This window comes from Microbacterium panaciterrae (assembly GCF_039541635.1).
Taxonomy (GTDB): domain Bacteria; phylum Actinomycetota; class Actinomycetes; order Actinomycetales; family Microbacteriaceae; genus Microbacterium; species Microbacterium panaciterrae.
This window is the reverse complement of the sequence record NZ_BAABGP010000008.1, coordinates 580198-601220: the sequence shown is the minus strand read 5'-3', so window position 1 is coordinate 601220 and position 21023 is coordinate 580198. Positions and strand designations below refer to the sequence as shown.

The 21023-nt window shown below is 69.9% G+C and carries 20 protein-coding genes; 14 read left to right on the top strand and 6 right to left on the bottom strand.

Translation table 11 applies throughout. From position 1 onward, the window contains the following. Window positions 1-59: 59 nt before the first annotated feature. Complete coding sequence (locus ABD882_RS07875) at window positions 60-941, bottom strand: HhH-GPD family protein (RefSeq protein WP_345185825.1); 882 nt, start codon at window positions 939-941, stop codon at window positions 60-62. Window positions 942-1014: 73 nt separating this feature from the next. Here ABD882_RS07875 and truB point away from each other — a divergent pair, with 73 nt between their 5' ends. From truB to ABD882_RS07845, 6 genes are all read left to right on the top strand, one after another. Continuing rightward, a complete protein-coding gene (truB, locus tag ABD882_RS07870; protein ID WP_345185823.1) occupies window positions 1015-1926 on the top strand; it encodes a tRNA pseudouridine(55) synthase TruB in 912 nt (303 codons plus the stop codon). Continuing rightward, entirely contained in the window at window positions 1923-2294 is a 372-nt protein-coding gene (locus ABD882_RS07865) for a hypothetical protein (RefSeq protein ID WP_345185822.1), read from the top strand. Before truB ends, ABD882_RS07865 begins: the two co-directional genes overlap by 4 nt. A 139-nt stretch (window positions 2295-2433) precedes the next feature. Beyond that, window positions 2434-2829 carry a hypothetical protein gene (locus ABD882_RS07860; RefSeq protein ID WP_345185874.1) on the top strand — a complete coding sequence of 132 codons (396 nt, stop codon included), beginning with the start codon at window positions 2434-2436 and terminating at the stop codon, window positions 2827-2829. Continuing rightward, window positions 2826-3803 (top strand): bifunctional riboflavin kinase/FAD synthetase, encoded by a 978-nt coding sequence (locus ABD882_RS07855; RefSeq protein ID WP_345185821.1) that lies wholly within the window; start codon window positions 2826-2828, stop codon window positions 3801-3803. Before ABD882_RS07860 ends, ABD882_RS07855 begins: the two co-directional genes overlap by 4 nt. A 193-nt stretch (window positions 3804-3996) precedes the next feature. Next, complete coding sequence (locus ABD882_RS07850) at window positions 3997-6162, top strand: DEAD/DEAH box helicase (protein WP_345185820.1); 2166 nt, start codon at window positions 3997-3999, stop codon at window positions 6160-6162. 217 nt (window positions 6163-6379) lie between these two features. Continuing rightward, window positions 6380-7408 (top strand): 6-phosphofructokinase, encoded by a 1029-nt coding sequence (locus ABD882_RS07845; protein WP_345185818.1) that lies wholly within the window; start codon window positions 6380-6382, stop codon window positions 7406-7408. Window positions 7409-7517: 109 nt separating this feature from the next. Here ABD882_RS07845 and ABD882_RS07840 read toward each other — a convergent pair whose 3' ends face one another. Beyond that, entirely contained in the window at window positions 7518-8354 is an 837-nt protein-coding gene (locus tag ABD882_RS07840) for a DUF559 domain-containing protein (RefSeq protein ID WP_345185817.1), read from the bottom strand. A 178-nt stretch (window positions 8355-8532) separates the two neighbouring features. Continuing rightward, complete coding sequence (locus ABD882_RS07835; RefSeq protein ID WP_345185815.1) at window positions 8533-10668, bottom strand: S9 family peptidase; 2136 nt, start codon at window positions 10666-10668, stop codon at window positions 8533-8535. A 132-nt stretch (window positions 10669-10800) separates the two neighbouring features. Between ABD882_RS07835 and ABD882_RS07830 the strand changes: the two genes are divergently transcribed. The 4 genes from ABD882_RS07830 to ABD882_RS07815 all read left to right on the top strand — a co-directional run bounded on the left by ABD882_RS07830 (window position 10801) and on the right by ABD882_RS07815 (window position 14840). Further along, window positions 10801-12033, top strand: coding sequence for an inorganic phosphate transporter (locus ABD882_RS07830; protein WP_345185813.1), 1233 nt, complete (start codon window positions 10801-10803; stop codon window positions 12031-12033). Further along, the gene (locus ABD882_RS07825; protein WP_345185811.1) at window positions 12030-12362 is read left to right on the top strand and encodes a peptidase; all 333 of its coding nucleotides are present in this window, start codon (window positions 12030-12032) and stop codon (window positions 12360-12362) included. The genes ABD882_RS07830 and ABD882_RS07825 overlap by 4 nt, the downstream gene beginning before the upstream one ends. 24 nt (window positions 12363-12386) lie before the next feature. Further along, window positions 12387-13310, top strand: coding sequence for a metallophosphoesterase (locus ABD882_RS07820; protein ID WP_345185810.1), 924 nt, complete (start codon window positions 12387-12389; stop codon window positions 13308-13310). A gap of 66 nt (window positions 13311-13376) precedes the next feature. Next, window positions 13377-14840 carry an aspartate ammonia-lyase gene (locus ABD882_RS07815; RefSeq protein ID WP_345185808.1) on the top strand — a complete coding sequence of 488 codons (1464 nt, stop codon included), beginning with the start codon at window positions 13377-13379 and terminating at the stop codon, window positions 14838-14840. Between the two features lie 72 nt (window positions 14841-14912). On the opposite strand, the gene ABD882_RS07810 is transcribed toward ABD882_RS07815, so the two are convergent. Continuing rightward, window positions 14913-15782: a fumarylacetoacetate hydrolase family protein gene (locus ABD882_RS07810; RefSeq protein WP_345185806.1), complete on the bottom strand. Its 870-nt coding sequence runs from the start codon at window positions 15780-15782 to the stop codon at window positions 14913-14915. Window positions 15783-15841: 59 nt separating this feature from the next. Here ABD882_RS07810 and ABD882_RS07805 point away from each other — a divergent pair, with 59 nt between their 5' ends. From ABD882_RS07805 to ABD882_RS07795, 3 genes are all read left to right on the top strand, one after another. Then, window positions 15842-17185, top strand: a complete 1344-nt coding sequence (locus ABD882_RS07805) for a PrsW family intramembrane metalloprotease (protein WP_345185805.1) — start codon at window positions 15842-15844, stop codon at window positions 17183-17185. Window positions 17186-17406: 221 nt separating this feature from the next. Next, window positions 17407-17775: an FKBP-type peptidyl-prolyl cis-trans isomerase gene (locus ABD882_RS07800; protein ID WP_345185803.1), complete on the top strand. Its 369-nt coding sequence runs from the start codon at window positions 17407-17409 to the stop codon at window positions 17773-17775. A gap of 158 nt (window positions 17776-17933) precedes the next feature. After that, a complete protein-coding gene (locus ABD882_RS07795) occupies window positions 17934-18482 on the top strand; it encodes a YceI family protein (RefSeq protein ID WP_345185801.1) in 549 nt (182 codons plus the stop codon). Window positions 18483-18571: 89 nt separating this feature from the next. Here the strand turns inward: ABD882_RS07795 and ABD882_RS07790 are convergent, their stop codons facing one another. Together ABD882_RS07790 and ABD882_RS07785 are read right to left on the bottom strand one after the other, a co-directional pair. Beyond that, window positions 18572-19465 (bottom strand): DNA-3-methyladenine glycosylase family protein, encoded by an 894-nt coding sequence (locus ABD882_RS07790; RefSeq protein WP_345185799.1) that lies wholly within the window; start codon window positions 19463-19465, stop codon window positions 18572-18574. 70 nt (window positions 19466-19535) lie between these two features. Further along, window positions 19536-20405, bottom strand: coding sequence for a sigma-70 family RNA polymerase sigma factor (locus tag ABD882_RS07785; protein ID WP_345185797.1), 870 nt, complete (start codon window positions 20403-20405; stop codon window positions 19536-19538). A gap of 83 nt (window positions 20406-20488) precedes the next feature. On the opposite strand from ABD882_RS07785, the gene ABD882_RS07780 reads away from it, so the two are divergent. Beyond that, a complete protein-coding gene (locus ABD882_RS07780) occupies window positions 20489-20983 on the top strand; it encodes a carboxymuconolactone decarboxylase family protein (protein ID WP_345185795.1) in 495 nt (164 codons plus the stop codon). Window positions 20984-21023: the final 40 nt, after the last annotated feature.

Below are 21023 nucleotides of genomic sequence, written 5' to 3'. Positions count from 1 at the left end.
CGCGCCGGCGCCGTCCTACACGCCTGCCTCACCTGGGCAACCCTAATAGGAGACACGCCCTAGCGGGGCAGCATCAGCTCGCCCTGCGAGGCCTCCAGCAGCCCGTCGGCGATGAGCGAGTCGATCGCCCGATCGCGCTGCGCCGGGTCCGGCCAGTCCGGGAGCACCGTCTCGGCGGGCAGGCGATGTCCGTCCGCGTGCCGCAGCGCCCGCAGCACCCCGCCGCGCGCCTGCCGATCCGATCCCTCGTACTTCGCCTGACGTCGCCGCCGGTCCTCGCTCTCGGGGAAGCCGACCGCACGCCAGGCGCACAGCCCGGAGAGCGGGCAGCGCGCGCAGTCCGGGGTCCGGGCGGTGCAGACGGTCGCGCCGAGCTCCATCGTGGCGGCGTTCACGATGGCGGCGTCCGCGGGATCGTCCGGAAGCAGCGTGAGCATGTCGTCCAGGTCGCGGCGCGCGGGCGGGGCGGGCTGTGCGACGCCGTGCACGGCCCGGGCGATCACGCGCCGGGTGTTGGTGTCGACGACGGGGTGCCGGTCGCCGAACGCGAACACCGCGACCGCCCGGGCCGTGTAGTCGCCGATCCCGGGCAGGGCCAGCAGCGCCGCGACCTCACGCGGCGTGCGCCCGCCGTGCTCGTCGCGGATCGCGATCGCGGCGCCGTGCAGCCAGAGCGCGCGACGCGGATAGCCGAGGTTCGCCCACTGCTGCAGCACCTCGGCCGGGCTCGCCGCGGCGAGGGCGAGCGGATCCGGCCAGCGCGTCAGCCACGCCTCGAGGTGCGGGATCACCCGGTTCACCGGCGTCTGCTGCAGCATGAACTCGCTGACCAGCACGCCCCACGGGCCATAGCGCTCCAGGTACTCCCCGCGTCGCCAGGGCAGGTCGCGGGCATGCGCCCGATACCAGGGGATCAGCGCGGCGGCGAAGGAGTCGGGCACGGGACCACGCTACCCGCGGTGCGGGGCTGCGGGCCGAGCAGGAGGTGCCGCGGTGGGCCTCTAGGCTGGAACCATGGTCGCCTCAGGAATCCTGCTCGTCGACAAACCGGGGGGGATGACGAGCCACGACGTGGTCGCGCGCACCCGCCGGGCGTTCGGCACCCGCAAGGTCGGTCACGCCGGGACTCTGGATCCGATGGCGACCGGACTCCTCGTCGTCGGGATCGAGGCGGCCACGCGCCTGCTCACCTTCGTGGTCGGCGCGGACAAGACCTACCTGGCCACGATCCGGCTCGGCCAGAACACCACGACCGACGACGCGGACGGCGACATCGTCACCGCCGCCTCGGCCGATGCCCTCGCCGCGGTGACGGCCGAGCGGATCTCCGAGGGGATCGCCGCGCTGACCGGTGCGATCTCGCAGGTGCCCAGTGCCGTCTCGGCGATCAAGGTGGACGGTCGCCGCGCCTACGACCGCGTGCGCGCGGGGGAGGAGGTCGAGCTCGCCGCCCGCGCGGTCGTCGTCTCCCGGTTCGACGTGCTCGACGACCGGCCCGCGACAGGTCCCGGGGCAGCCCACGGGATGCGCGATCTGGACGTCGTCGTGGACTGCTCGTCCGGCACCTACATCCGCGCCCTCGCGCGGGACCTCGGTACGGCCCTCGGTGTGGGCGGGCATCTCACCGCGCTTCGGCGCACGCGGGTCGGTCCGTTCGACGTCGCGGGCGCCGCCGAGCTCGACGGCCTCGCCGACGCACGGCCGCTGTCGGCCGCGGAAGCCGCGTCGGCGATCCTGCCCGTGCTGGCAGTGAGCGCGCAGGAGGCCGTCGACCTGCGGCACGGCAAGCGCCTGATCGGACAGCGAGCCAGGGTGCAGGGTCCGCGCGCCGCCGCGATCGATCCCGACGGCGTCCTGGTCGGCGTCATCGAGCATCGGGGGGACGATCTGAAGAGCGCGATGAACATGCCGGAAGGGGCATCATGATCCTGTGGTTCACCGTGATCCAGCTGGCGGTCGCGGTCGCCGCCGGGCTGCTGTGCGTGATCCTCGGCCTCGCGGGCAAGCGTCCCAACGACTGGGCTGTCGGATCCCTCGCACTGATCGAAGTGCTGCTGATCGTGCAGGTGGTGATGGCGATCGTGTCGCCGTTCTCCGGGAACCCCGCCCAGGGAGATCCGCTCGAGTACGGCGTGTACCTGGTCTCCGCCGTGCTGCTGCCGATCGGCGGCGTGATCTGGGCGCTGCTCGAGCGCTCCCGCTGGAGCACGGTGATCATGGGGGCCGTGGCGCTGTCGCTGGCCGTGATGATCTGGCGGATGCAGGTGATCTGGACGACTCCGGTCGGGAGCTGACGGCGGGCTGTGCGGTTGCGGATCTCCGTAGAATGGATCCGCAATGAGCACCGCGCCCACCCCTGTTCCCCCGGATCCCGCCTCGGCCGGATCCGTTCCCGTGACCGTCGGAGAGGACACAGCTCCCGTCCGCCCGCACATGCGCGGCATCGGCCGCGTGCTCGTGATCGTGTATGCGGTGATGGCGCTCGGGGCGACGGGGCGATCGTTCGTGCAGATCGTGCGCGCGTTCGATGACGCCCCCCTCGCCTACACGCTCTCGGCGGTGTCCGCGATCGTCTACATCGTCGCCACCCTGGCCCTGATCCTGGCGGGGCGGCCGGGCTGGTATCGCGTCGCCGGGATCGCGATCGTGTTCGAGCTGCTCGGCGTGCTCGTCGTCGGGACCCTCAGCCTGGTCGAACCCGGGCTGTTCCAGCACCCCACGGTGTGGTCGCAGTTCGGCCTCGGCTACGTGCTGATCCCGCTGTTCCTGCCGATGGCGGGCCTCTGGTGGCTCGTCCGGCACCGGCCGGTGAGCGGGGCCGTCGCATGATCGTGTTCCGGGATCCGTCCGAGGTGCCCGCGGACTTCGGACGCACGGTCGCCGCGATCGGCAAGTTCGACGGCGTGCACGCGGGGCACCGCGCGGTGTTCCGCAAGGCCGTGCAGGATGCCGCCGCCCTCGGCGCGAAGACCGTGGCCGTCACCTTCGACCGCAATCCGCTCAGCGTGCTGCGCCCCGACCGCTGCCCCGATGCCCTGGTCACGGTGCAGCGCAAGATCGAACTGCTCTCCGAATGCGGGCTCGACGCCGTGCTGGTGCTGACCTTCGACGAGCAACTGGCCGCGCGCCCGGCGGAGGACTTCGTGCAGACGATCCTCGTGGACGCGCTGCATGTGGCCGCCGTGCTGGTGGGCCGCGATTTCCGGTTCGGCCGCGGCGGCAGCGGGACGCCCGCACTGCTGCGCGAACTCGGCGCGAAGGACGACTTCACCGTGGACGAGGTCGAAGACGTCCTGCTCGCCGGAACGGACCGGCGCGCGTCCTCCTCCTGGGCGCGCGAGCTGCTCGCCGCCGGCGACGTGGCGCTGGCCGCCACCGTGCTGGGCCGTCCCGTCTCCGTGCGCGGCGAGGTGGTCAAGGGCCTCCAGCGGGGGCGCGAACTCGGGTTCCCCACGGCGAACCTCCCGCGCATGCTGGACGACATGGTGCCCGCCGACGGTGTCTACGCCGGCAGGCTCGTCGACCACACCACGGGCCTTGCGCATCCCGCCGCCGTGTCGGTGGGCACGAACCCGACGTTCAACGACGTCCCGGAGCGGCAGGTCGAAGCGCATGCGATCGATCGACCGGGCCTGGACCTCTACGGGCACGACGTGACCGTGGAGTTCACGCACCGGCTGCGCGGGATGACCGCGTTCGACAGCATCGATGCGCTGATCGCCGGAATCGCCTCGGATGTGGCGCAGGCGAGGATCCTGCTCGGCGTGCCGACGGCGGATCCGACCGGCGCGCACCCGGAGTGACCCGAAACCGGTCGCGCGTGGCGTAAACTGACCGCGTACCCGCTGCGATCGGCGTGCGCGATGCACACCTGCACGGGTTCTCGTCCGCCCGGACCGGTCGCAGCCGTCTGGCCACATCCCGTCCGCGGACACCGCATTCCACGGACACCCGCCGCTCGCTCGGTGCGAGCCGGCATCCACGCTCAGGAGGAGCATGCCGAGCACGGCAACCACCGCCACCCGGCGGAAGAGGACATCGCGTCGTGATGAAGACGCGCCCCTGATCCCGATCCTCGCGCGCAAAGTGCGCGAGATCGAGGCCAAGGCCCAGCATGGAAAGCTCGGGCCCACGAACCGCGTCAAGTTCCAGGTGATCGCCTTCCTCGTGCGCGAGGAGCGTGCCAGGGTCAAGGCCGACGGCGAGCTGGGCGACGCCGCCCGTGCAGAACTGCTCAAGCGCCTCGACGGCGTCGCGACGATTCTTGCGAAGACCGCGGCCCGCGACACCTCCCTGATCCAGCTGCTCGAAGCGGATCAGGCGACCAGCCCCGTCGCCAAGCGCATGCGTCGTGACTGGCTGCTCGAGTCGGGTGCCGAACTCGCGCCCGAAGAGCTCGTCATCGCCGATGTCGCGCGGGTGCAGCAGGCGCAGGTCGTGCCCGCCGCCCTCGCTGAGCGCCAGGTCACGCCTCCGGCCGTGGAGTCACGGCTGCTGGCGAGCCCGTTCCTGGCGCCCGATCTCACGCCGCGGCCCGCGTCCACACCCCGTCGGCGCCTCGACGGCTGGGAGCTCATGGGTCCGCTGTACAAGGCGTTCGAGTCCGGCGCGGGCGGATCCGTCGCCTCCATGGAGCTGCCGCCGCTGCCGGAATACGACCACCTCTCGCCGAAGGGGCTCGAGGTGATGGTGCACCAATCGCGCTTCGTCGAGTCCGTGCGCGCAGGGCACCGCTCGTTCCTGCTCGCCGACGAGCCGGGCCTCGGCAAGACCGCGCAGTCGGTGCTGGCCGCATCCGTCGCGCACGCCTATCCGCTGCTGGTCGTGGTGCCGAACGTCGTCAAGATGAACTGGGCCCGCGAGGTCGAGCGCTGGACGCCGCAGCGCCGTGCCGCCGTCATCCAGGGTGACGGGCAGGACATCGACGCGTTCGCCGACATCTTCATCGTGAACTACGAGATCCTCGACCGTCACCTGTCCTGGCTCGGGTCGATCGGCCTGCGCGGCATGGTCGTGGACGAGGCGCACTTCATCAAGAACCTGTCATCGCAGCGCTCGCAGAACGTGCTCGCCCTCGCCGCACGGGTCCGTGAGCAGACGCCGGGCGGCAACCCGCTCATGATGGCGCTCACGGGAACGCCGCTGATCAACGACGTCGAGGACTTCGACGCGATCTGGCGCTTCCTCGGGTGGACGAACGGCGAGCGCCCGTCGGCGCCGCTGGCCGACAAGCTCGACGCCACCGGTCTGACCCCGGCGGACAAGGCCTTCTACGGCGAGGCCAGGGACGCGGTGATCTCGATGGGGATCGTGCGCCGCAAGAAGAAGGACGTCGCCGCCGACCTGCCGGACAAGCTCATCGCGGATCTCCCGGTGCAGCTGGACGACGAGTTCGGCCGGGGGATCCGCCAGGCCGAGCGCGAACTCGGCGCCCGGATGGCGGCGAAGTACCGCCGGATCATCGAGGCGCGCGGCGATCGTGCCGACGCCCGGTCCCTGAGCCTGTCGAAGGGGGAGATCGACGAGGACATCGTGCGTCTCGTCGCGCACGGCGAGCTCGAGGAGTCGAAGGCGGCAGGCACCGGAGGAGACAACGTCTTCACGATGGTGCGCAAGATCGGCCAGGCCAAGGCGCTTCTCGCGGCCGACTACGCCGCGCAGCTGCAGCGATCCGTGGGCAAGGTCGTGTTCTTCGCCAAGCACATCGACGTCATGGATCAGGCCGAGGCGCATTTCGCCGCGGCCGGGATCCGTGCGGTGTCGATCCGCGGTGACCAGACCACGCCGGTTCGTCAGCAGGCGATCGACGACTTCAACGGCGATCCCGAGGTCGGCATCGCCGTCTGCTCGCTCACCGCCGCGGGCGTCGGCGTGAACCTGCAGACGGCCTCGAACGTGGTGCTCGCCGAGCTCAGCTGGACCGCTGCCGAGCAGACCCAGGCGATCGACCGCGTGCATCGCATCGGTCAGGACGAGCCGGTCACCGCGTGGCGGATCATCGCCGCGCACACGCTCGACACGAAGATCGCCGAGCTGATCGATCAGAAGCAGGGCCTCGCCGCGCGCGCCCTGGACGGGGAGGCCGTCCCGGACGGGGAGAGCGAACCGGTGCAGCTGGCCGCGCTCATGCACCTGCTGCGCCAGGCACTGGGCGGCGACTGAACCAGATCGCTTCCAGACGTAAAGAACGGCGCTTCTTCGCCCGAGTGTTGGGGGAGAGGCGCCGTTCTTCGTCAAGAACGAGTGAAGTGCGTCTGGACGGTAGTAAGAAGTCGGCTTTTCGACGGTCACGAATGGCGTCGCGCCGCTCAGGGGCAGTAGGGTCGAACGAGGCAACGGCGCCGAACCTCCATCCCCTGATCCCTCCCGAGGACGACCCATGAAGATCGGCATCCTGACCAGCGGCGGCGACTGCCCCGGCCTGAACGCGGTCATCCGCGGCATCGTGCTCAAGGGCACCACGACGTACGACCTCGAGTTCGTCGGGATCCGCGACGGCTGGCGCGGCGTCGTCGACGCGGACTTCTTCCCGCTCACCCGGCACGAGGTGAAGGGTCTCTCCAAGGTCGGCGGCACGATCCTCGGCACGAGCAGGACCAATCCCTATGAGGGTCCGCGCGGCGGTGCGGAGAACGTGGCGAAGAACCTCGCCAAGCACGGCATCGACGCGATCGTCGCGATCGGCGGGGAGGGCACGCTGGCAGCGGCGAACCGTCTCGCGAACGACGGGATCCCGGTCCTCGGAGTTCCCAAGACGATCGACAACGACCTGCGCGCGACGGACTACTCGTTCGGGTTCGACACGGCCGTGAACATCGCCACGGAGGCCATGGACCGGCTGCGCACGACGGGCGACTCGCACCAGCGCTGCATGGTCGCCGAGGTGATGGGCCGGCACGTGGGCTGGATCGCTCTGCACGCCGGCATGGCCGCGGGCGCGCATGTGATCTGCATCCCCGAGGTGCCGATGTCGATCGAGGAGATCTGCGACCTCGTCACCTCGGCCAGCGATCGTGGTCGCGCTCCGCTCGTCGTGGTCTCGGAGGGCTTCACCCTCAAGGGCATGGACCACGCGTACAGCGACAAGGGTCTGGACGCGTTCAACCGGCCCCGCCTCGGCGGTATCAGCGAGCTCCTCGCCCCGGAGATCGAGAAGCGCACCGGCATCGAGACCCGCTCCACGGTGCTCGGCCACATCCAGCGTGGCGGATCCCCGTCTGCGTTCGATCGGGTGCTCGCCACTCGGCTCGGGCTGCACACGGCCGACGCGATCGTCGACCGGGCGTGGGGGCAGATGGTCGCGATGCGCGGCACCGACATCGTGCGCGTCCCGTTCGACGAGGCCCTCGGCGAGCTGAACACCGTGCCGCTGCAGCGGTACGAGGAAGCCGCCGCACTGTTCGGGTGACCGTCATCACGTTGCGCCGTTCCCGAGATCAGGCAGGTTGACCGAGATCAGGAGGATCTGGCTGGATCCTCCTGATCTCGGTCACATCGCCTGATCTCGGAACATGGATTCACCGGCGCGCGAGATGGCGCGCCTGCGCGATCGCCGCTCGCACCGTCTCCTGCACGTACTCGGGCGTGAACATGATCTGCGCGTAATCGAAGCGCAGCACCACGAAGCCGCGAAGCATGAGGCGCGCGTCCGCGCGAAGATCGCGCCGGCGATCCTTCGCCTTGCCGTGGAACTCGAACCCGTCGAGCTGCACCACGAGTCGTTCGCCGATGAGCGCGTCGACGCGGTGACCGTCGATCACGGCCTGCTGCTGCACCACGACCCCGATTGCTCGCATGAGCTCGACGAAATGCGTCTCGAGGCCGGAATCGGAGAGGACGCTTGCGGCGACCAGCAGCCGGCGGGCGCTGGCGGAGCGCCAGGTCACGGCCTGCAGCACCTCGAGCGCGATCTGCTTCTTGCGGATCGCCGATTCCCAGATCGCCAGTGCGTCCGCGGGCTCCTGGCACCGTGCGACGTGGAACAGGACGTTGATGAGCGGATCCACGACCGCTCGCGCGGAGACCGGTGCCGGGCCGGTGGCCCAGTGCAGGTGGATCCCCTCGTGCTCGAGCCGCGACGCGTGCGGGGCGACGGCGACGTGGGTCGAAGGATCCGATGGGGTCCAGAGCTTCAGCGCCGCCGCCTGTGTGACGCACGTCACGCGGCCGCCGATCCTCGCGGCGTGCACGCGTGCCGGGTCGCTCCCGGGAAGGACGATCCACGACCGCCGGACCCGCGCGACGCCGCCTCCACGCTCATCCTCGGCGATCGCACGCTTGCTGATCCCCGCCCGGTAGAGGTCCGAGGTGTGCACGACGCCGCCATGTTCGGCGAGCCAGGTATGAAGGTCCATCCGCCCAGAGTGGGGCAGATTCGCGCCCCGGTCCCTGCTGTCCACAGGGGCGACGGGGGATTTCTCGTTGTGGAGGACGAAGCCCCGCGTGCCGAGATCAGGCAGGTTGACCGAGATCAGGAGGATCTGGCTGGATCCTCCTGATCTCGGTCACATCGCCTGATCTCGGGACGGATCCTCAGCTCCCGGCGACCCCGAGCCGGTCCAGGATCCAGGCCATTTCGAAGGCGCGCTCGTGCCAGGAGTTGTACCGGCCGCTGACGCCGCCGTGTCCGGCGACCATCTCGCACTTGAGCATGACGTCGTCGGATCCGGCGTCGCGCAGACGCGCGACCCACTTCGCGGGCTCGACGTACAGGACGCGGGTGTCGTTGAGCGAGGTGACGGCCAGGATCGGGGGATAGGCGACGCCGTCGCGCACGTTCTCGTACGGCGTGTACGACTTCATGTACGCGTACACCTCCGCGTCGTGCAGGGGGTCGCCCCACTCGTCCCATTCGATGACGGTGAGAGGCAGGGACGGATCCAGGATCGTCGTCAGCGCGTCCACGAACGGGACGGAGGCGAGGATCCCGCTGAACAGCTCCGGCGCGAGGTTCGCGACGGCTCCCATGAGCAGCCCGCCGGCGCTGCCGCCCTCCGCGACCATGCGGTCGGGCGTGGTGACACCGGCGTCGACGAGATGCCGGGCGCAGGCGACGAAGTCGGTGAACGAGTTGGCCTTCTGGCCGAGCTTGCCGTCCTCGTACCACTGCCGGCCCATCTCGCCCCCGCCGCGGACGTGCGCCACGGCGAACACGACGCCGCGGTCCAGGGCCGACAGGCGCATGACCGAGAAGCCGGGATCGATCGAGTGCTCGTAAGAGCCGTAGCCGTACAGGTGCACGGGGCGCGGCTCGGATCCCGGCTCGCCGAACGAGCGCTTCCACACCAGCGATATCGGCACCCGCGTGCCGTCCGGCGCGATCGCCCAATCCCGGCGCTGACCGTAGTCCGAGGGATCGTAGCCGCCGAGAACCGGCTGGCGCTTGCGCAGGTGCAGCTCTCCGGTGCTCAGCTCCAGGTCGTACACCGTCGACGGCGTGACGAACGAGCCGTACCCCAGCCGCAGGTACGGCGCCGCCCACTCGGGGTTGCCGCCGAAGCCGGCGGAGAACAGCGGCTCGTCGAAGCCGAGCTCATCGAGCGCCCCGGTCACCGGATCCATCAGGGCGATCCGCTCGAGGCCTTCGAAGCGGTACGCGACGACCGTGACGTCGCGGAACGCGTCCACGTCGAGCAGACGCCGTCCTGGCGTGTGCGCCAGGATCGTGCGTCGCGGGCCGGCGGGATCGGACGCCGGCACCGACACCAGCTCGAAGTCCAGCGCGCCGTCGTTGTGCAGCACGAGCAGCTCGTCGCGGCCGTCGATCACGGCATGCTCGACGGAGTACTCGACGCCCTCGCGGCGCGGCCAGACCACGCGCGGCGGTGCGGTGAGGTCGTTCAGGTCGACCAGATGCTCCTCGCTGGTGATGCTGGATCCCACGCCGATCACCAGGTAGCGCCGGCTGCGGGTGATCCCGGCGCCCAGCCAGAACCGCTCGTCCGGCTCGTGGAACAGCTGCACGTCATCCGAGACCGGCGTGCCGATGCGGTGCAGCCAGAGCGTGTCCGGCCGCCAGGACTCGTCGACCGTCGTGTACAGGATCGAGGCGCCGTCGGGCGTGAAGAACGCTCCGGAGGTGCCGGGGATCTCGTCGGTCAGGGTCTCACCGGCGGCCAGATCGCGCACTCGCACGGTGTAGCGCTCGTCGCCCTCGAAGTCCGTCGACCACAGCAGCCGGGTCGCATCGTCGGAGACGTCGAACGCACCCATCGCGAAGAATTCGTGACCCTCGGCCTCGACGTTGCCGTCCAGCAGGATCTGCTCGCCCGGCACCGGGACGGCCGGATCCAGCACCGGAGGCGTCCAGTCGTCCGGGGAGGCGACGGCGGCGCGGCACTGCAGGCCGTACTGCTGCCCCTCGACCGTGCGGCCGTAGTACCACCAGTCGCCGCGACGGGTGGGGACGGACAGGTCCGACTCCTGCACCCGGGCCTTGATCTCATCGAACAGCGTCTGCCGCAGCGGCGCGAGATGCGCCACCCGTGCGTCGGTGTAGGCGTTCTCGGCCTCGAGGTGCGCGATCACCTCGGGATCCTCCTTGGCACGCAGCCAGTCGTACGGATCGTCGAACACGTCTCCGTGATGGCTCCGGATCGCTGGGCGACGTGCGGCGCGGGGCGGCGCGGGTGGGAGAGCGGACGAGACAGGAGAGGGGACAGAGGTCACCCACCCACGCTAGCCGAGGTCGAGTTGACCGGCACCGGGCAGGATGGGAAGATTCACACGGCCCGTTAACGGATGCTGTACTCCCGGTGAACTCTTCGTTCGTCACGTCCCTCCACTTCACGAAAGCGACCGGTGGAAACCGCAGCCCTCATCGTCGTGCTGGTGATCTTGCTGGCACTCTTCTTCGACTTCACCAACGGGTTCCATGACACGGCCAACGCCATGGCGACCCCGATCGCGACGGGGGCCCTCAAGCCCAAAGTCGCCGTGCTCCTCGCGGCCGGTCTCAATCTCGTGGGCGCTTTCCTGTCCACGGAGGTCGCCGCCACCGTGTCCGGCGGCATCATCCAGGAGGATCCGAGCACCGCGCACCTGCTGCCGTCGCTCATCTTCGCGGGCCTCATCGGAGCGATCACCTGGAACATGCTGACTTGGCTGCTCGGTCTGCCGTCCAGCTCCTCGCACGCGCTGTTCGGCGGGCTCATCGGCGCCACCCTGGTCGGCGTCGGTCTCAGCGGCATCAACTTCGGCGTCGTGCTGTCGAAGGTCGTGCTGCCGGCGCTCATCGCACCTCTCACCGCGGGGCTGATCGCCTACGTCGCCACCAAGCTGGCGTACCTGATCACGCGCCGCTACGACGGCAAGCCCGACGGGCGCAGCGGTTTCCGCTGGGGTCAGATCTTCACCTCGTCCCTGGTCGCCCTCGCGCACGGCACAAACGACGCGCAGAAGACCATGGGCGTGATCACCCTGGCGCTGATCTCGGTCGGCTGGCAGGCGCAGGGCGACCACCAGCCGCACATCTACGTGATCGTCGCCTGCGCGGTCACGATCGCACTCGGCACCTATCTCGGCGGCTGGCGGATCATCCGCACCCTGGGCAGGGGCCTGACGGATGTGAAGCCCGCACAGGGCTTCGCCGCCGAGACCTCCACGGCGGCGACGATCCTCGCCTCCAGCGCGCTCGGGTTCGCGCTGTCCACCACGCAGGTGGCCTCCGGCTCGGTGATCGGCTCGGGTCTCGGCCGTCGCGGATCCACGGTGCGCTGGCGCACCGCAGGGCGCATCGCGATCGGCTGGGTGCTCACCCTCCCCGCGGCGGCGGTCGTCGGCGCCCTGGCGGCGCTGATCGTGCGCGTCGGCGGGGGCTGGGGCGTGCTGATCGACGCGATCCTGGCGATCGCGCTCATCGTCGGCATGTTCCTGCGCTCGCGACGCAACGCGGTCACGGCGAACAACGCGTTCAGCGAGGTCGCCGCCTCCGGGCACGCGATCGACGTGCCGCACGCGCCGCCGCTCACTCCGCGACAGGCCAGGGCGCGCCGCGCCAGGGAGCGGGCGAAGGCGAAGGGGGAGACGCGATGAGCATCGTGATCCACTGGGAGGCATTCTTCCAGGTGCTCGGCGCCGCGCTCGTCGGCACCGTGGTCGTGGTCGGCTTCTACGCCCTCGGGCTGCGCATGATGGTGCGTTCGGGGAGATCCCCGGTCGTCACCCCGGCCGAGTTCACCGACGCGATCACCGTGATCTCGGAGAAGGAGGCCCGTCGCGCGGCGAAGGCGGCGGTGAAGGCGGCGAAGAAGAGCCCGCTCAGCGGCGGACAACGGACGCTGGCGCTGCTGGCCGCCTACGGCTGCTTCGCGGTCTGCCTGCTCGCCGTCGTGGGCGGCATCCTGCTCATCGTCGTGCGCTGAGCCGCCGCCCGATAGCCTGACCGGATGGCACCGTCCGCTCCTCTCGGCACACCGCAGTTCGGCCGCTACGCGCCGCCCACGCACACTCTGGTGCACGTGAGCGATCCGCACCTGCTCGCGGGAGGCGCGGCACTCGGCGGCCGTTACGACGTGGATCGCACGCTCGATCGCACGCTCGCCGCGATCGAGAGCGCAGCCGGGCGCGCGGACGCCATCGTCGTCACCGGCGACCTCGCCGACCTCGGCGAACCCGACGCCTACCGGCGGCTGCGTGCTGCGGTCGATCCCGTGGCCGAGCGGATCGGCGCGCCCGCGATCTGGGTCGCAGGCAACCACGACGAGCGGCCCGCGCTGCGCGAGCATCTGCTCGACGCCGCACCCACCGAGGATCCGGTCACGGGGGTGTGGGATCTGAACGGGCTGCGCGTGATCGCCCTCGATTCGACGGTGCCAGGGTGGCATCACGGCGATCTGGACGCGGAGCAGCTCTCCTGGCTCGCGGACGAGCTGCGCACGCCTGCCGCACACGGCACTCTGCTCGCGATGCATCATCCTCCGGTGCCCAGCCACATCCCGTTCTTCGACATACTGGAGCTGCGACATCAGGACGAGCTCGCCGGGATCCTGCGCGGATCCGATGTCCGCGGGATCCTCGCCGGGCATCTGCACTACTCGCTGCACGCCATGTTCGCCGGGATCCCGGTGAGCGTCGCCTCCGCCACGTGCTACACGATGGACGTCGCCAGCCCCGCCGACCGGGTGAACGGCATGGACGCGGCGCAGTCGTTCCAGCTCGTGCACGTGCGCCCCGAGACGATCACGCACACCGTGGTGCCGGTCGTGGACGCCGATCCGGCGGTGACCTTCACCCCGGAATGGGTGGCACGGATGGCCGCGCTCACTCCCCGGGAACGGCTGGAGGCGTTCTCGCGCAAGCCCGGGCGGTGATCGCGCGCCGGGTAGGATGGGAGCAATCCCCCTTCCCTGTTCGCCATCACCCACGAGGATGTGTCCATGGCCGCCGCTGCGCCTGCCGTCACCCGAACCGAATCCGACTCTCTGGGAAGCAAGGAGATTCCCGCCGACGCCTATTGGGGGATCCATACGCTCCGCGCGGCGGAGAACTTCCCGATCACCAAGCGCCCCATCTCGGTCTATCCCGAGCTGATCGAGGCGCTCGCGATGGTCAAGAAGGCGAGCGCGCTCGCTAACAAGGAGATCGGGGTCCTCGATCCGGAGAAAGCGGATCTCATCGCCGCCGCCGCGCAGAAGGTGATCGACGGCGAGTTCCACGAGGAGTTCATCGTCGGCGTCATCCAGGGCGGGGCCGGCACCTCGACCAACATGAACGCGAACGAGGTCATCACCAACATCGCGCTCGAACTCGCCGGCCGTGAGAAGGGCGACTACGCGTTCCTGTCGCCGATCGACCACACCAACCGCAGCCAGTCCACGAACGACGTCTACCCGACCGCGATCAAGATCGGCCTGTCGCTGACGCTGCGCTCCATGCTCGACGAGCTCGACCACCTCCGCGTCGCCTTCCTCGCCAAGGCGCGCGAGTTCCACGACGTGCTCAAGGTCGGTCGCACCCAGCTGCAGGACGCCGTTCCGATGACGCTGGGCCAGGAGTTCCACGGCTTCGCCTCGACCCTGGGGTTCGACCACACCCGGCTCAGCGAGAACGCCGCGCTCATGTTCGAGATCAACATGGGCGCCACAGCGATCGGCACGGGCATCACGACGCACCCGGCCTACGCGGCCGCGGTGCTGAAGCACCTGCGCGAGATCACCGGTCTCGACCTCGCGACGGCGAGCGACCTCGTGGAGGCCACCAGCGACACCGGATCCTTCATGTCCTTCTCGTCGTCGCTCAAGCGCAACGCGATGAAGCTCTCCAAGATCTGCAACGACCTGCGCCTGCTCTCCTCGGGCCCCCAGGCCGGACTGGGCGAGATCAACCTGCCCGCGATGCAGGCCGGATCCAGCATCATGCCCGGCAAGGTCAACCCGGTCATCCCCGAGGTCGTGAACCAGGTGGCGTTCGCCGTCGCCGGATCCGACATGACGGTCACGATGGCGGCGGAGGCCGGCCAGCTGCAGCTGAACGCGTTCGAGCCGGTCATCGCGCACTCGATCTTCCAGTCGATCACCTGGATGCGCCAGGCGATGTGGACGCTGCGCGTGAACTGCGTGGACGGCATCACGGCGAACCTCGATCGCCTGGGCGCCATGGTCGGCTCCTCGGTCGGCGTGATCACCGCGCTCACCCCGTTCATCGGATACTCCGCGTCCGCGGCCCTCGCCAAGACGGCGCTGCTGACCAACCGCAGCGTCGCCGACCTGGTGGTCGAGGCGGGTCTCATGTCGCGCGAGGAGGTCGCCAAGCAGCTGTCTCCGGCCCGCCTGTCGGGCCTGGAGACGATCACCGCGGCGATCCCGGTGCTCCCGACGCGGGATGTCGACGCCGGGGCCTGAGCTCACGGCGAACGCTGAACGGCCCGTCACTCCCCGGAGCGGCGGGCCGTTCGCGTGCATGGCGGCGAGCGATCAGTCCAGGATGCGGCAGTGCGTGGTGAGCTCGCCGATGCCGTCGATCCCGACGGTCACGGTGGAGCGGTCGCGGAGGAAGATCTGCGGATCGCGCGAGTAGCCGGCCCCGCCCGGGCTGCCGGTGGAGATGAGTGTTCCCGGCAGCAGCGTGAGGGACCGGGACAGATGCGCGATCAGGGTCGCGACCGTACGCACCATCTGCCCGGTCGTGGCGTCCTGCACGGTGTGGCCGTCGACCACGGCCCAGATGTGCAGGTCCTGCGGATCCGGGATCTCGTCCGCCGTGACGACGACCGGACCCGTGGGGGAGAACCCGTCGAACGATTTGCAGCGCGACCACTGCGCCTCCGCGAACTGGATGTCGCGGGCGGTGATGTCGTTGACGACGGTGTAGCCCCACACGTGGTCGAGTGCGTCCTCGACGGCGACGTCCTTCGCGGCGGTTCCGATCACGACGCCGAGCTCGGCCTCGTAGTCGACCGATTCGGACAGCGCGCGCGGCCACGACGTGGTCTGCTCGTGTCCGGCCAGCGAGTTCGGCCAGAGGGTGAACACCGTCGGGGCGGTGTCGGTCTTCAGGCCCAGCTCGCTCGAGTGCGCGGCGTAGTTCAGCCCGACCGCGAGCACGACCGGCGGAGCGAGCACCGCCGCGGCGTACGAGAACCCGTCGAGAGCGTGCACGGGGGCCTGGCCGCGCTCGTGCGCGGCACGCACGGCGTCGAGAAGCGTGTCCCCGCCGTCGATGAGGTGCTGGAGGGTGGCAGGCGCAGGATCCACGAGATCGGAGACGAGGGTAGCTCCGGCGGCGTCGATGACCGCGAGGGCGAGACTGTCGGACTCGGGACGGCGCAGATGAGCGAACCGCATGCTTCCACGGTAGTGGCGATGTCTACGTGGCGGCGGATGGTGCCCTCTAGGCTTTGTCCATGAGCTTTGGAGGACACAGCGACCCCGCGCAGCAGCGCCCCGGTGCGCGGCCGTCGCCCCCGCCGGCCATGCCGTACCAGTCGCCCCCGCCGGCCGTGTCTTCGGCGCCGGCCCCGCAGTACGTGCAGCCGCAGGCATACCCGCAGAGCCTGTCGTCGCCGGCCGCGCCCGTGTACGGATCCGTGCTCGCACAGCGCGCCGACCATCAGGATTCGGTGGCGTACGGCACCTACATGCCACCCGCTCCGCAGATCGCGGTGCCGGCGCTCCCTGTCCCGTCTGCGAAGGGCCGGCACGCCTCGGTGTGGGCGTTCGGTGTTCTCGGCTTCGCGCTGCTCGGCCTGATCGCCTATTTCGTCTGGGCCCTCGGTCCCGCAGCTTCCGTGATCGGCATGCTGCTCGCCCTCGTGCCGCTCACGATCGTCTTCTTCGGCGTGTTCTTCATCGACCGGTGGGAGCCGGAGCCCAAGTCGCTGGTCGCGTTCGCGATCGCCTGGGGCGCCATCGCCTCGGTCGGGATCGCGCTGCTCGTCGACCTCGGCCTCACGCTCCTCGTCGGTCAGCGCACAGGGGACCTGAGCGCGGTGCTCCAGGCGCCGATCGTGGAGGAGTCGGCCAAGGGTCTCGGCGTCTTCCTCGTGTTCCTGATGGCACGCCGGGCGTTCGACGGGCCGATCGACGGCATCGTCTATGGTGCGCTGGTCGGCGCGGGCTTCGCCTTCACGGAGAACATCCAGTACTTCGCGGTCAGTCTGATCGAGGGCGGGACGTCGGACCTGACGTTCACGTTCGTGCTGCGCGGGCTGATGTCGCCCTTCGCCCACGCGATGTTCACGTCGGTTACCGGCTTTGCCATGGGCCTGGCGGCGCGCCGAGGAGCGTCGGCGGGCCGCGCCGCCGGTTACGGGGCGATCGGCCTGGTCGGCGCCATGACGCTGCACGCCCTATGGAACGGGTCGTCCATGATCGGCAACTTCTTCGTGCTGTATCTGGTGCTGCAGGTGCCGCTGTTCGTCGGCTTCATCATCGCAATCATCCTGCTGCGCAAGGAGGAGTCGCGGCTCACCTTCGCCCGCCTCAGCGACTACGCGACGGCCGGATGGTTCACGCCGCAGGAGGTCGGGATGCTCGCCACTCCGACGGGACGCCGGGTGGGGCTGCGCTGGGCGGCGAGCCTGCGCGGCGATCGCCGTCCGATCATGCGCGGATTCATCAAGGATGCGACGACCCTCGCCACCGTCCGTCAGCGCATCATCACGGGGCGGGATCCGCTCGCGGCGCAGGATGAGCAGGCGCTCCTGCTGCGCACGCATGCCGCACGGGATGCGCTGCTCGCGGTCTGAGCGGGCGGCGGCCTGAGCGCCCGCGTCCGAGCCGGCGGCGGACAAAGACTCAGCGCCCGGAGCTGCGGCGATGCCTGCAAGTCTTCCGAGCGCTGAGTTGATCTGAGATCAGAGTGCACCGTGCCCGGAAGGATGTCAAGGGTTCTCAGCTCGGCCCCTGTTCGCCCTCGGCACAGTCGCTCGCGTTGACCGAGGGCGCGCAGGTCGGGTTGGATGGATGCATGACTGAGCGCACCAAGCCCGAGTTCGACGCCCCCACCGGACCCGCTCCCAGCGAGCTCGTGATCCGCGACCTCATCGAAGGAACCGGCGATGAGGCCAAGCCCGGCGACACCGTGACCGTGCACTACGCCGGTGTCGAGCACGACTCCGGCGAGGAGTTCGATTCTTCCTGGGGTCGCGGCGAGACGATCCAGTTCCCGCTGCGCGGCCTCATCCAGGGCTGGCAGGAGGGCATCCCCGGCATGAAGGTCGGCGGACGCCGCGAGCTGGTCATCCCGCCGCACCTCGCTTACGGACCTGCAGGATCCGGGCACTTCCTCGGCGGCAAGACCCTGATCTTCATCATCGATCTCGTCGCCGTCGGCTGATCGGATCCGCGCGAAGGCCCCGTCATCCGACGGGGCCTTCGCCATGTCCGCCGCGGTTGAAAAAAGTTCTCCGCGTCGGGAATGCATTCAGTTGAATGCAGGTTGCACCATCATGTCGCTCACCGCGACCCCACGAACCCTTTCGACGAGGAGCAGTCATGACCATCGAAATCCCCGGTTACCGCGCAGGCACCTGGAACCTGGATCCCGCTCACAGCGAGGTCACGTTCAGCGTGCGTCACATGATGATCTCTAAGGTGCGCGGGACCTTCGGCGTGAAGAGCGCGACGCTGGTCGCGCCGGAGAACCCGCTGGAGGCGCGGGTCGAGGCGCAGGTCGACGTGACCTCGCTGGACACCGGTGACGCCGGCCGCAACGGCCACCTGATGTCGGCCGACTTCTTCGACGCGGAGAAGTACCCGACCATCGACTTCGTCTCCACGGGTGCCCGCGCCGAGGGCGGCGACCTGTTCGTCGACGGCGACCTGACCCTGCACGGCGTCACCAAGCCCGTCACGTTCGAGCTCGACTTCGGCGGCTTCGGATCCGACCCGTACGGCAACTACAAGGCCGGCGCCTCGGCCAAGGCCGTCATCAACCGCGAGGACTTCGGCCTCACCTGGAACGCCGCGCTGGAGACCGGTGGCGTGCTCGTCGGCAAGGACGTCACGATCATGCTCGACCTGCAGGGCGCTCTCGAGGCGTAAGCCCGGAGCTTTCGTCAAGGGGCGGGGCCGCATCGTGCGGTACCCGCCTCTTACTTTTGGGGCGACCTCGCCTGCGCCGACAACGGCGCTCAGGTCGCGGTCGTGTCGAGGAGCCGTGATCCGACGGCCCGCAGCGAGACGGCAGCCCACGTGCGAAACGGGCGCCACGCGTCGGAGATCCGCACCAGCTCGACATCGTCGGGCGTGTGATCGAGCCCATACAGGGCCTCCACCGCCGCCCGGGTGTGATCTTCCTGCGTCGAGAGCACATCGACCAGCCCGCAGGCGCGGATCACGATGAGCGCACTGTAGAACGGGCCGATACCCGGCAGGCGCTGGACGTCGAGCATCGCCTCGTCGGGCGTCATCGCAGCCAGGCGGGGCGCGTCGAGCTGACCGTCCAGTGCGGCACGGGCTATCGCGTGCAGTCGCGGGATCCGGTCGGCCGGCAGCCCGGGGAAGCTCTCGAGGGCGAGGAGCTGCTCCGGCAGTGGCACGGCGGCCTCGGTGCGCCCCGCGAGCTCGAACACGGCGCCGTGCTGCTGCGACAGCCGCTGCCGCAGCGCGATGCCCTGGCCTCGGGCGCGTCGCGCGGACAGGATCGCCCACACGGCGGCCTCGTACGGGCTGTAGAAGTTCGAGGGGCGGAAGCCGGGTGCCGCGGCATGCACGCGGGCGAGCACCGGATCCGCGGCGCACACCGCCGCCCACGCGTCGCCGTCGGGATCGGCGGAGACCACGCGGGCGACCTGTGCGGAGATCGCGTCGAGATCGCCCTCACCCCGCACGGTCAGCGTCAGCAGGTCGCCCGACTGGCGCACCTCGACGCCAACCTGGGCGTCCAAGGCGTCGGTGCAGAACGCGAGCCGCATGACCCCGTCGAAAGAGGACTCGTCGCGGTGGCCGAATCCCATGAGTGCGACCTCGCGGAGGTCGTACGGCCCGGTGAGGGGCAGCGTGGAGGTGCGGATGGGGGTGCTCATCTGCACACTCTGCACCGGACCGGGGACATTCCCCGGATCGGCCCCGGATCGAGCCCGGGCCGAGTTCTCGTCAGCGGGGGAGCGTCAGGGCCGCCACGCGAGCGGGCCCGACGAACGCGTCGATCGCCGCGATCCGGTCACCGTCGACATCGAACGCCATGACCGAGACGGCGCGCTCGCCGATCGTGACCACGACGCCGGGGAGACCGTCGATCAGCACAGGTGTGAGCACGGCACCGGGAGTCGCGAACATGAGCGCGCGGCTCGCGACCGTCGCGCCGCCGCGGATGAGTGCCGTGGCCGACAGGCCCTGATCGATCCGCAGCTCCACCTCGGGCGAGAGCAGCGCGACGAGGCGGTCGAACTCCCCGCCCCGGGCCGCGGCGAAGAACGCATCGACCACGGCGCGACGTTCGCGTGCGGGACGGGTGCCGGCGACGTCTGCAGAACGCACGCGGCGCCGTGCCCGGCTGGCGAGCTGACGGACCGCGTCCGGGGATCGTTCGAGCAGATCCGCGATCTGCTCGAACGGCACGTCGAACGAGTCGTGCAGCACGAACGCGACGCGTTCGGCGGGGGAGAGCTGCTCGTGCACGACGGTGAGCGCAGCGCCCACCGCGTCCTCCTGCTGCGCGTGCTCGAGCGGATCCGCACCGCACGGATCCCGCTCGACGACGGGATCCGTGCCGTCATCATCGATCGGGATCTCGCCGCGGGTGGAGCGGGCGCGCAGCACGTTGAGGCACGCGCGCGAGGCGATCGTCGTCAGCCAGCCGCCGATGTTGTCGATGTCATCGACTCCGGCCGCGGACGCGCGCAGCCACACATCCTGCACCACGTCGTCCGTCTCCGCGGTGGCGCCGAGCATGCGCTCCGCGAGGCGCCGCAGGCGGGGCCGGTGCTGCTCGAACAGCACAGCGAAGGAATTCTGATCCGTCATGTCACATCTCCTGCCGGCCACGTGTCATCAGAGTGACCGTCCGATGCGCGACGGCGAGACACAGAGAACGGGAAAAGTCTGACATGACCATCGACCAGACCATCGACACCACGACCGTCGTCGCGATCAAGGCGCGCATGCCGCACCCGGCGTTCCTTCTTGAGGGCGGACTCGATGCGCTCTCCGCGCTCAGCCGTGTCGCGGGCTCCACAGACCTCCCCGAGGAGCTCCTGCACCTGGTGCACCTGCGTGCGAGTCAGATCAACGGCTGCAGCTGGTGCACGATCGAGCACTCCAAGGAGATGCGCGCCGACGGCGCGAGCGACGAACGCGTGTTCGGGGTGGGCGCCTGGCGCGAGGCACCGCTGTTCACCGCGCGGGAGCGGGCCGCCCTCGCCCTCACCGAGGCGCTGACCCGCATCGCGGACACCGCGGATCCGGTGCCGGACGAGCTGTGGGCCGAGGTGTCGGCGCACTTCGACAAGCGCCAGCTGGCCGCTCTGATCCTGGCGATCAGCGCGATCAACGTGTGGAACCGCATCAACGTCGCGATCCGTCAGCCGGCCGGGCAGCGCTGAGAACGCGGGACGCGACGGTCGCGTCGAGGATCCGCAGGGC

Coding starts and splice junctions, on each gene's coding strand:
- truB (WP_345185823.1), top strand. CDS start 1,015: ATGGTCGCCTCAGGAATCCTGCTCGTCGACAAACCGGGGGGGATGACG.
- ABD882_RS07865 (WP_345185822.1), top strand. CDS start 1,923: ATGATCCTGTGGTTCACCGTGATCCAGCTGGCGGTCGCGGTCGCCGCC.
- ABD882_RS07860 (WP_345185874.1), top strand. CDS start 2,434: ATGCGCGGCATCGGCCGCGTGCTCGTGATCGTGTATGCGGTGATGGCG.
- ABD882_RS07855 (WP_345185821.1), top strand. CDS start 2,826: ATGATCGTGTTCCGGGATCCGTCCGAGGTGCCCGCGGACTTCGGACGC.
- ABD882_RS07850 (WP_345185820.1), top strand. CDS start 3,997: ATGCCGAGCACGGCAACCACCGCCACCCGGCGGAAGAGGACATCGCGT.
- ABD882_RS07845 (WP_345185818.1), top strand. CDS start 6,380: ATGAAGATCGGCATCCTGACCAGCGGCGGCGACTGCCCCGGCCTGAAC.
- ABD882_RS07840 (WP_345185817.1), bottom strand. CDS start 8,354: ATGGACCTTCATACCTGGCTCGCCGAACATGGCGGCGTCGTGCACACC.
- ABD882_RS07825 (WP_345185811.1), top strand. CDS start 12,030: ATGAGCATCGTGATCCACTGGGAGGCATTCTTCCAGGTGCTCGGCGCC.
- ABD882_RS07820 (WP_345185810.1), top strand. CDS start 12,387: ATGGCACCGTCCGCTCCTCTCGGCACACCGCAGTTCGGCCGCTACGCG.
- ABD882_RS07815 (WP_345185808.1), top strand. CDS start 13,377: ATGGCCGCCGCTGCGCCTGCCGTCACCCGAACCGAATCCGACTCTCTG.
- ABD882_RS07810 (WP_345185806.1), bottom strand. CDS start 15,782: ATGCGGTTCGCTCATCTGCGCCGTCCCGAGTCCGACAGTCTCGCCCTC.
- ABD882_RS07805 (WP_345185805.1), top strand. CDS start 15,842: ATGAGCTTTGGAGGACACAGCGACCCCGCGCAGCAGCGCCCCGGTGCG.
- ABD882_RS07800 (WP_345185803.1), top strand. CDS start 17,407: ATGACTGAGCGCACCAAGCCCGAGTTCGACGCCCCCACCGGACCCGCT.
- ABD882_RS07795 (WP_345185801.1), top strand. CDS start 17,934: ATGACCATCGAAATCCCCGGTTACCGCGCAGGCACCTGGAACCTGGAT.
- ABD882_RS07790 (WP_345185799.1), bottom strand. CDS start 19,465: ATGAGCACCCCCATCCGCACCTCCACGCTGCCCCTCACCGGGCCGTAC.
- ABD882_RS07785 (WP_345185797.1), bottom strand. CDS start 20,405: ATGACGGATCAGAATTCCTTCGCTGTGCTGTTCGAGCAGCACCGGCCC.
- ABD882_RS07780 (WP_345185795.1), top strand. CDS start 20,489: ATGACCATCGACCAGACCATCGACACCACGACCGTCGTCGCGATCAAG.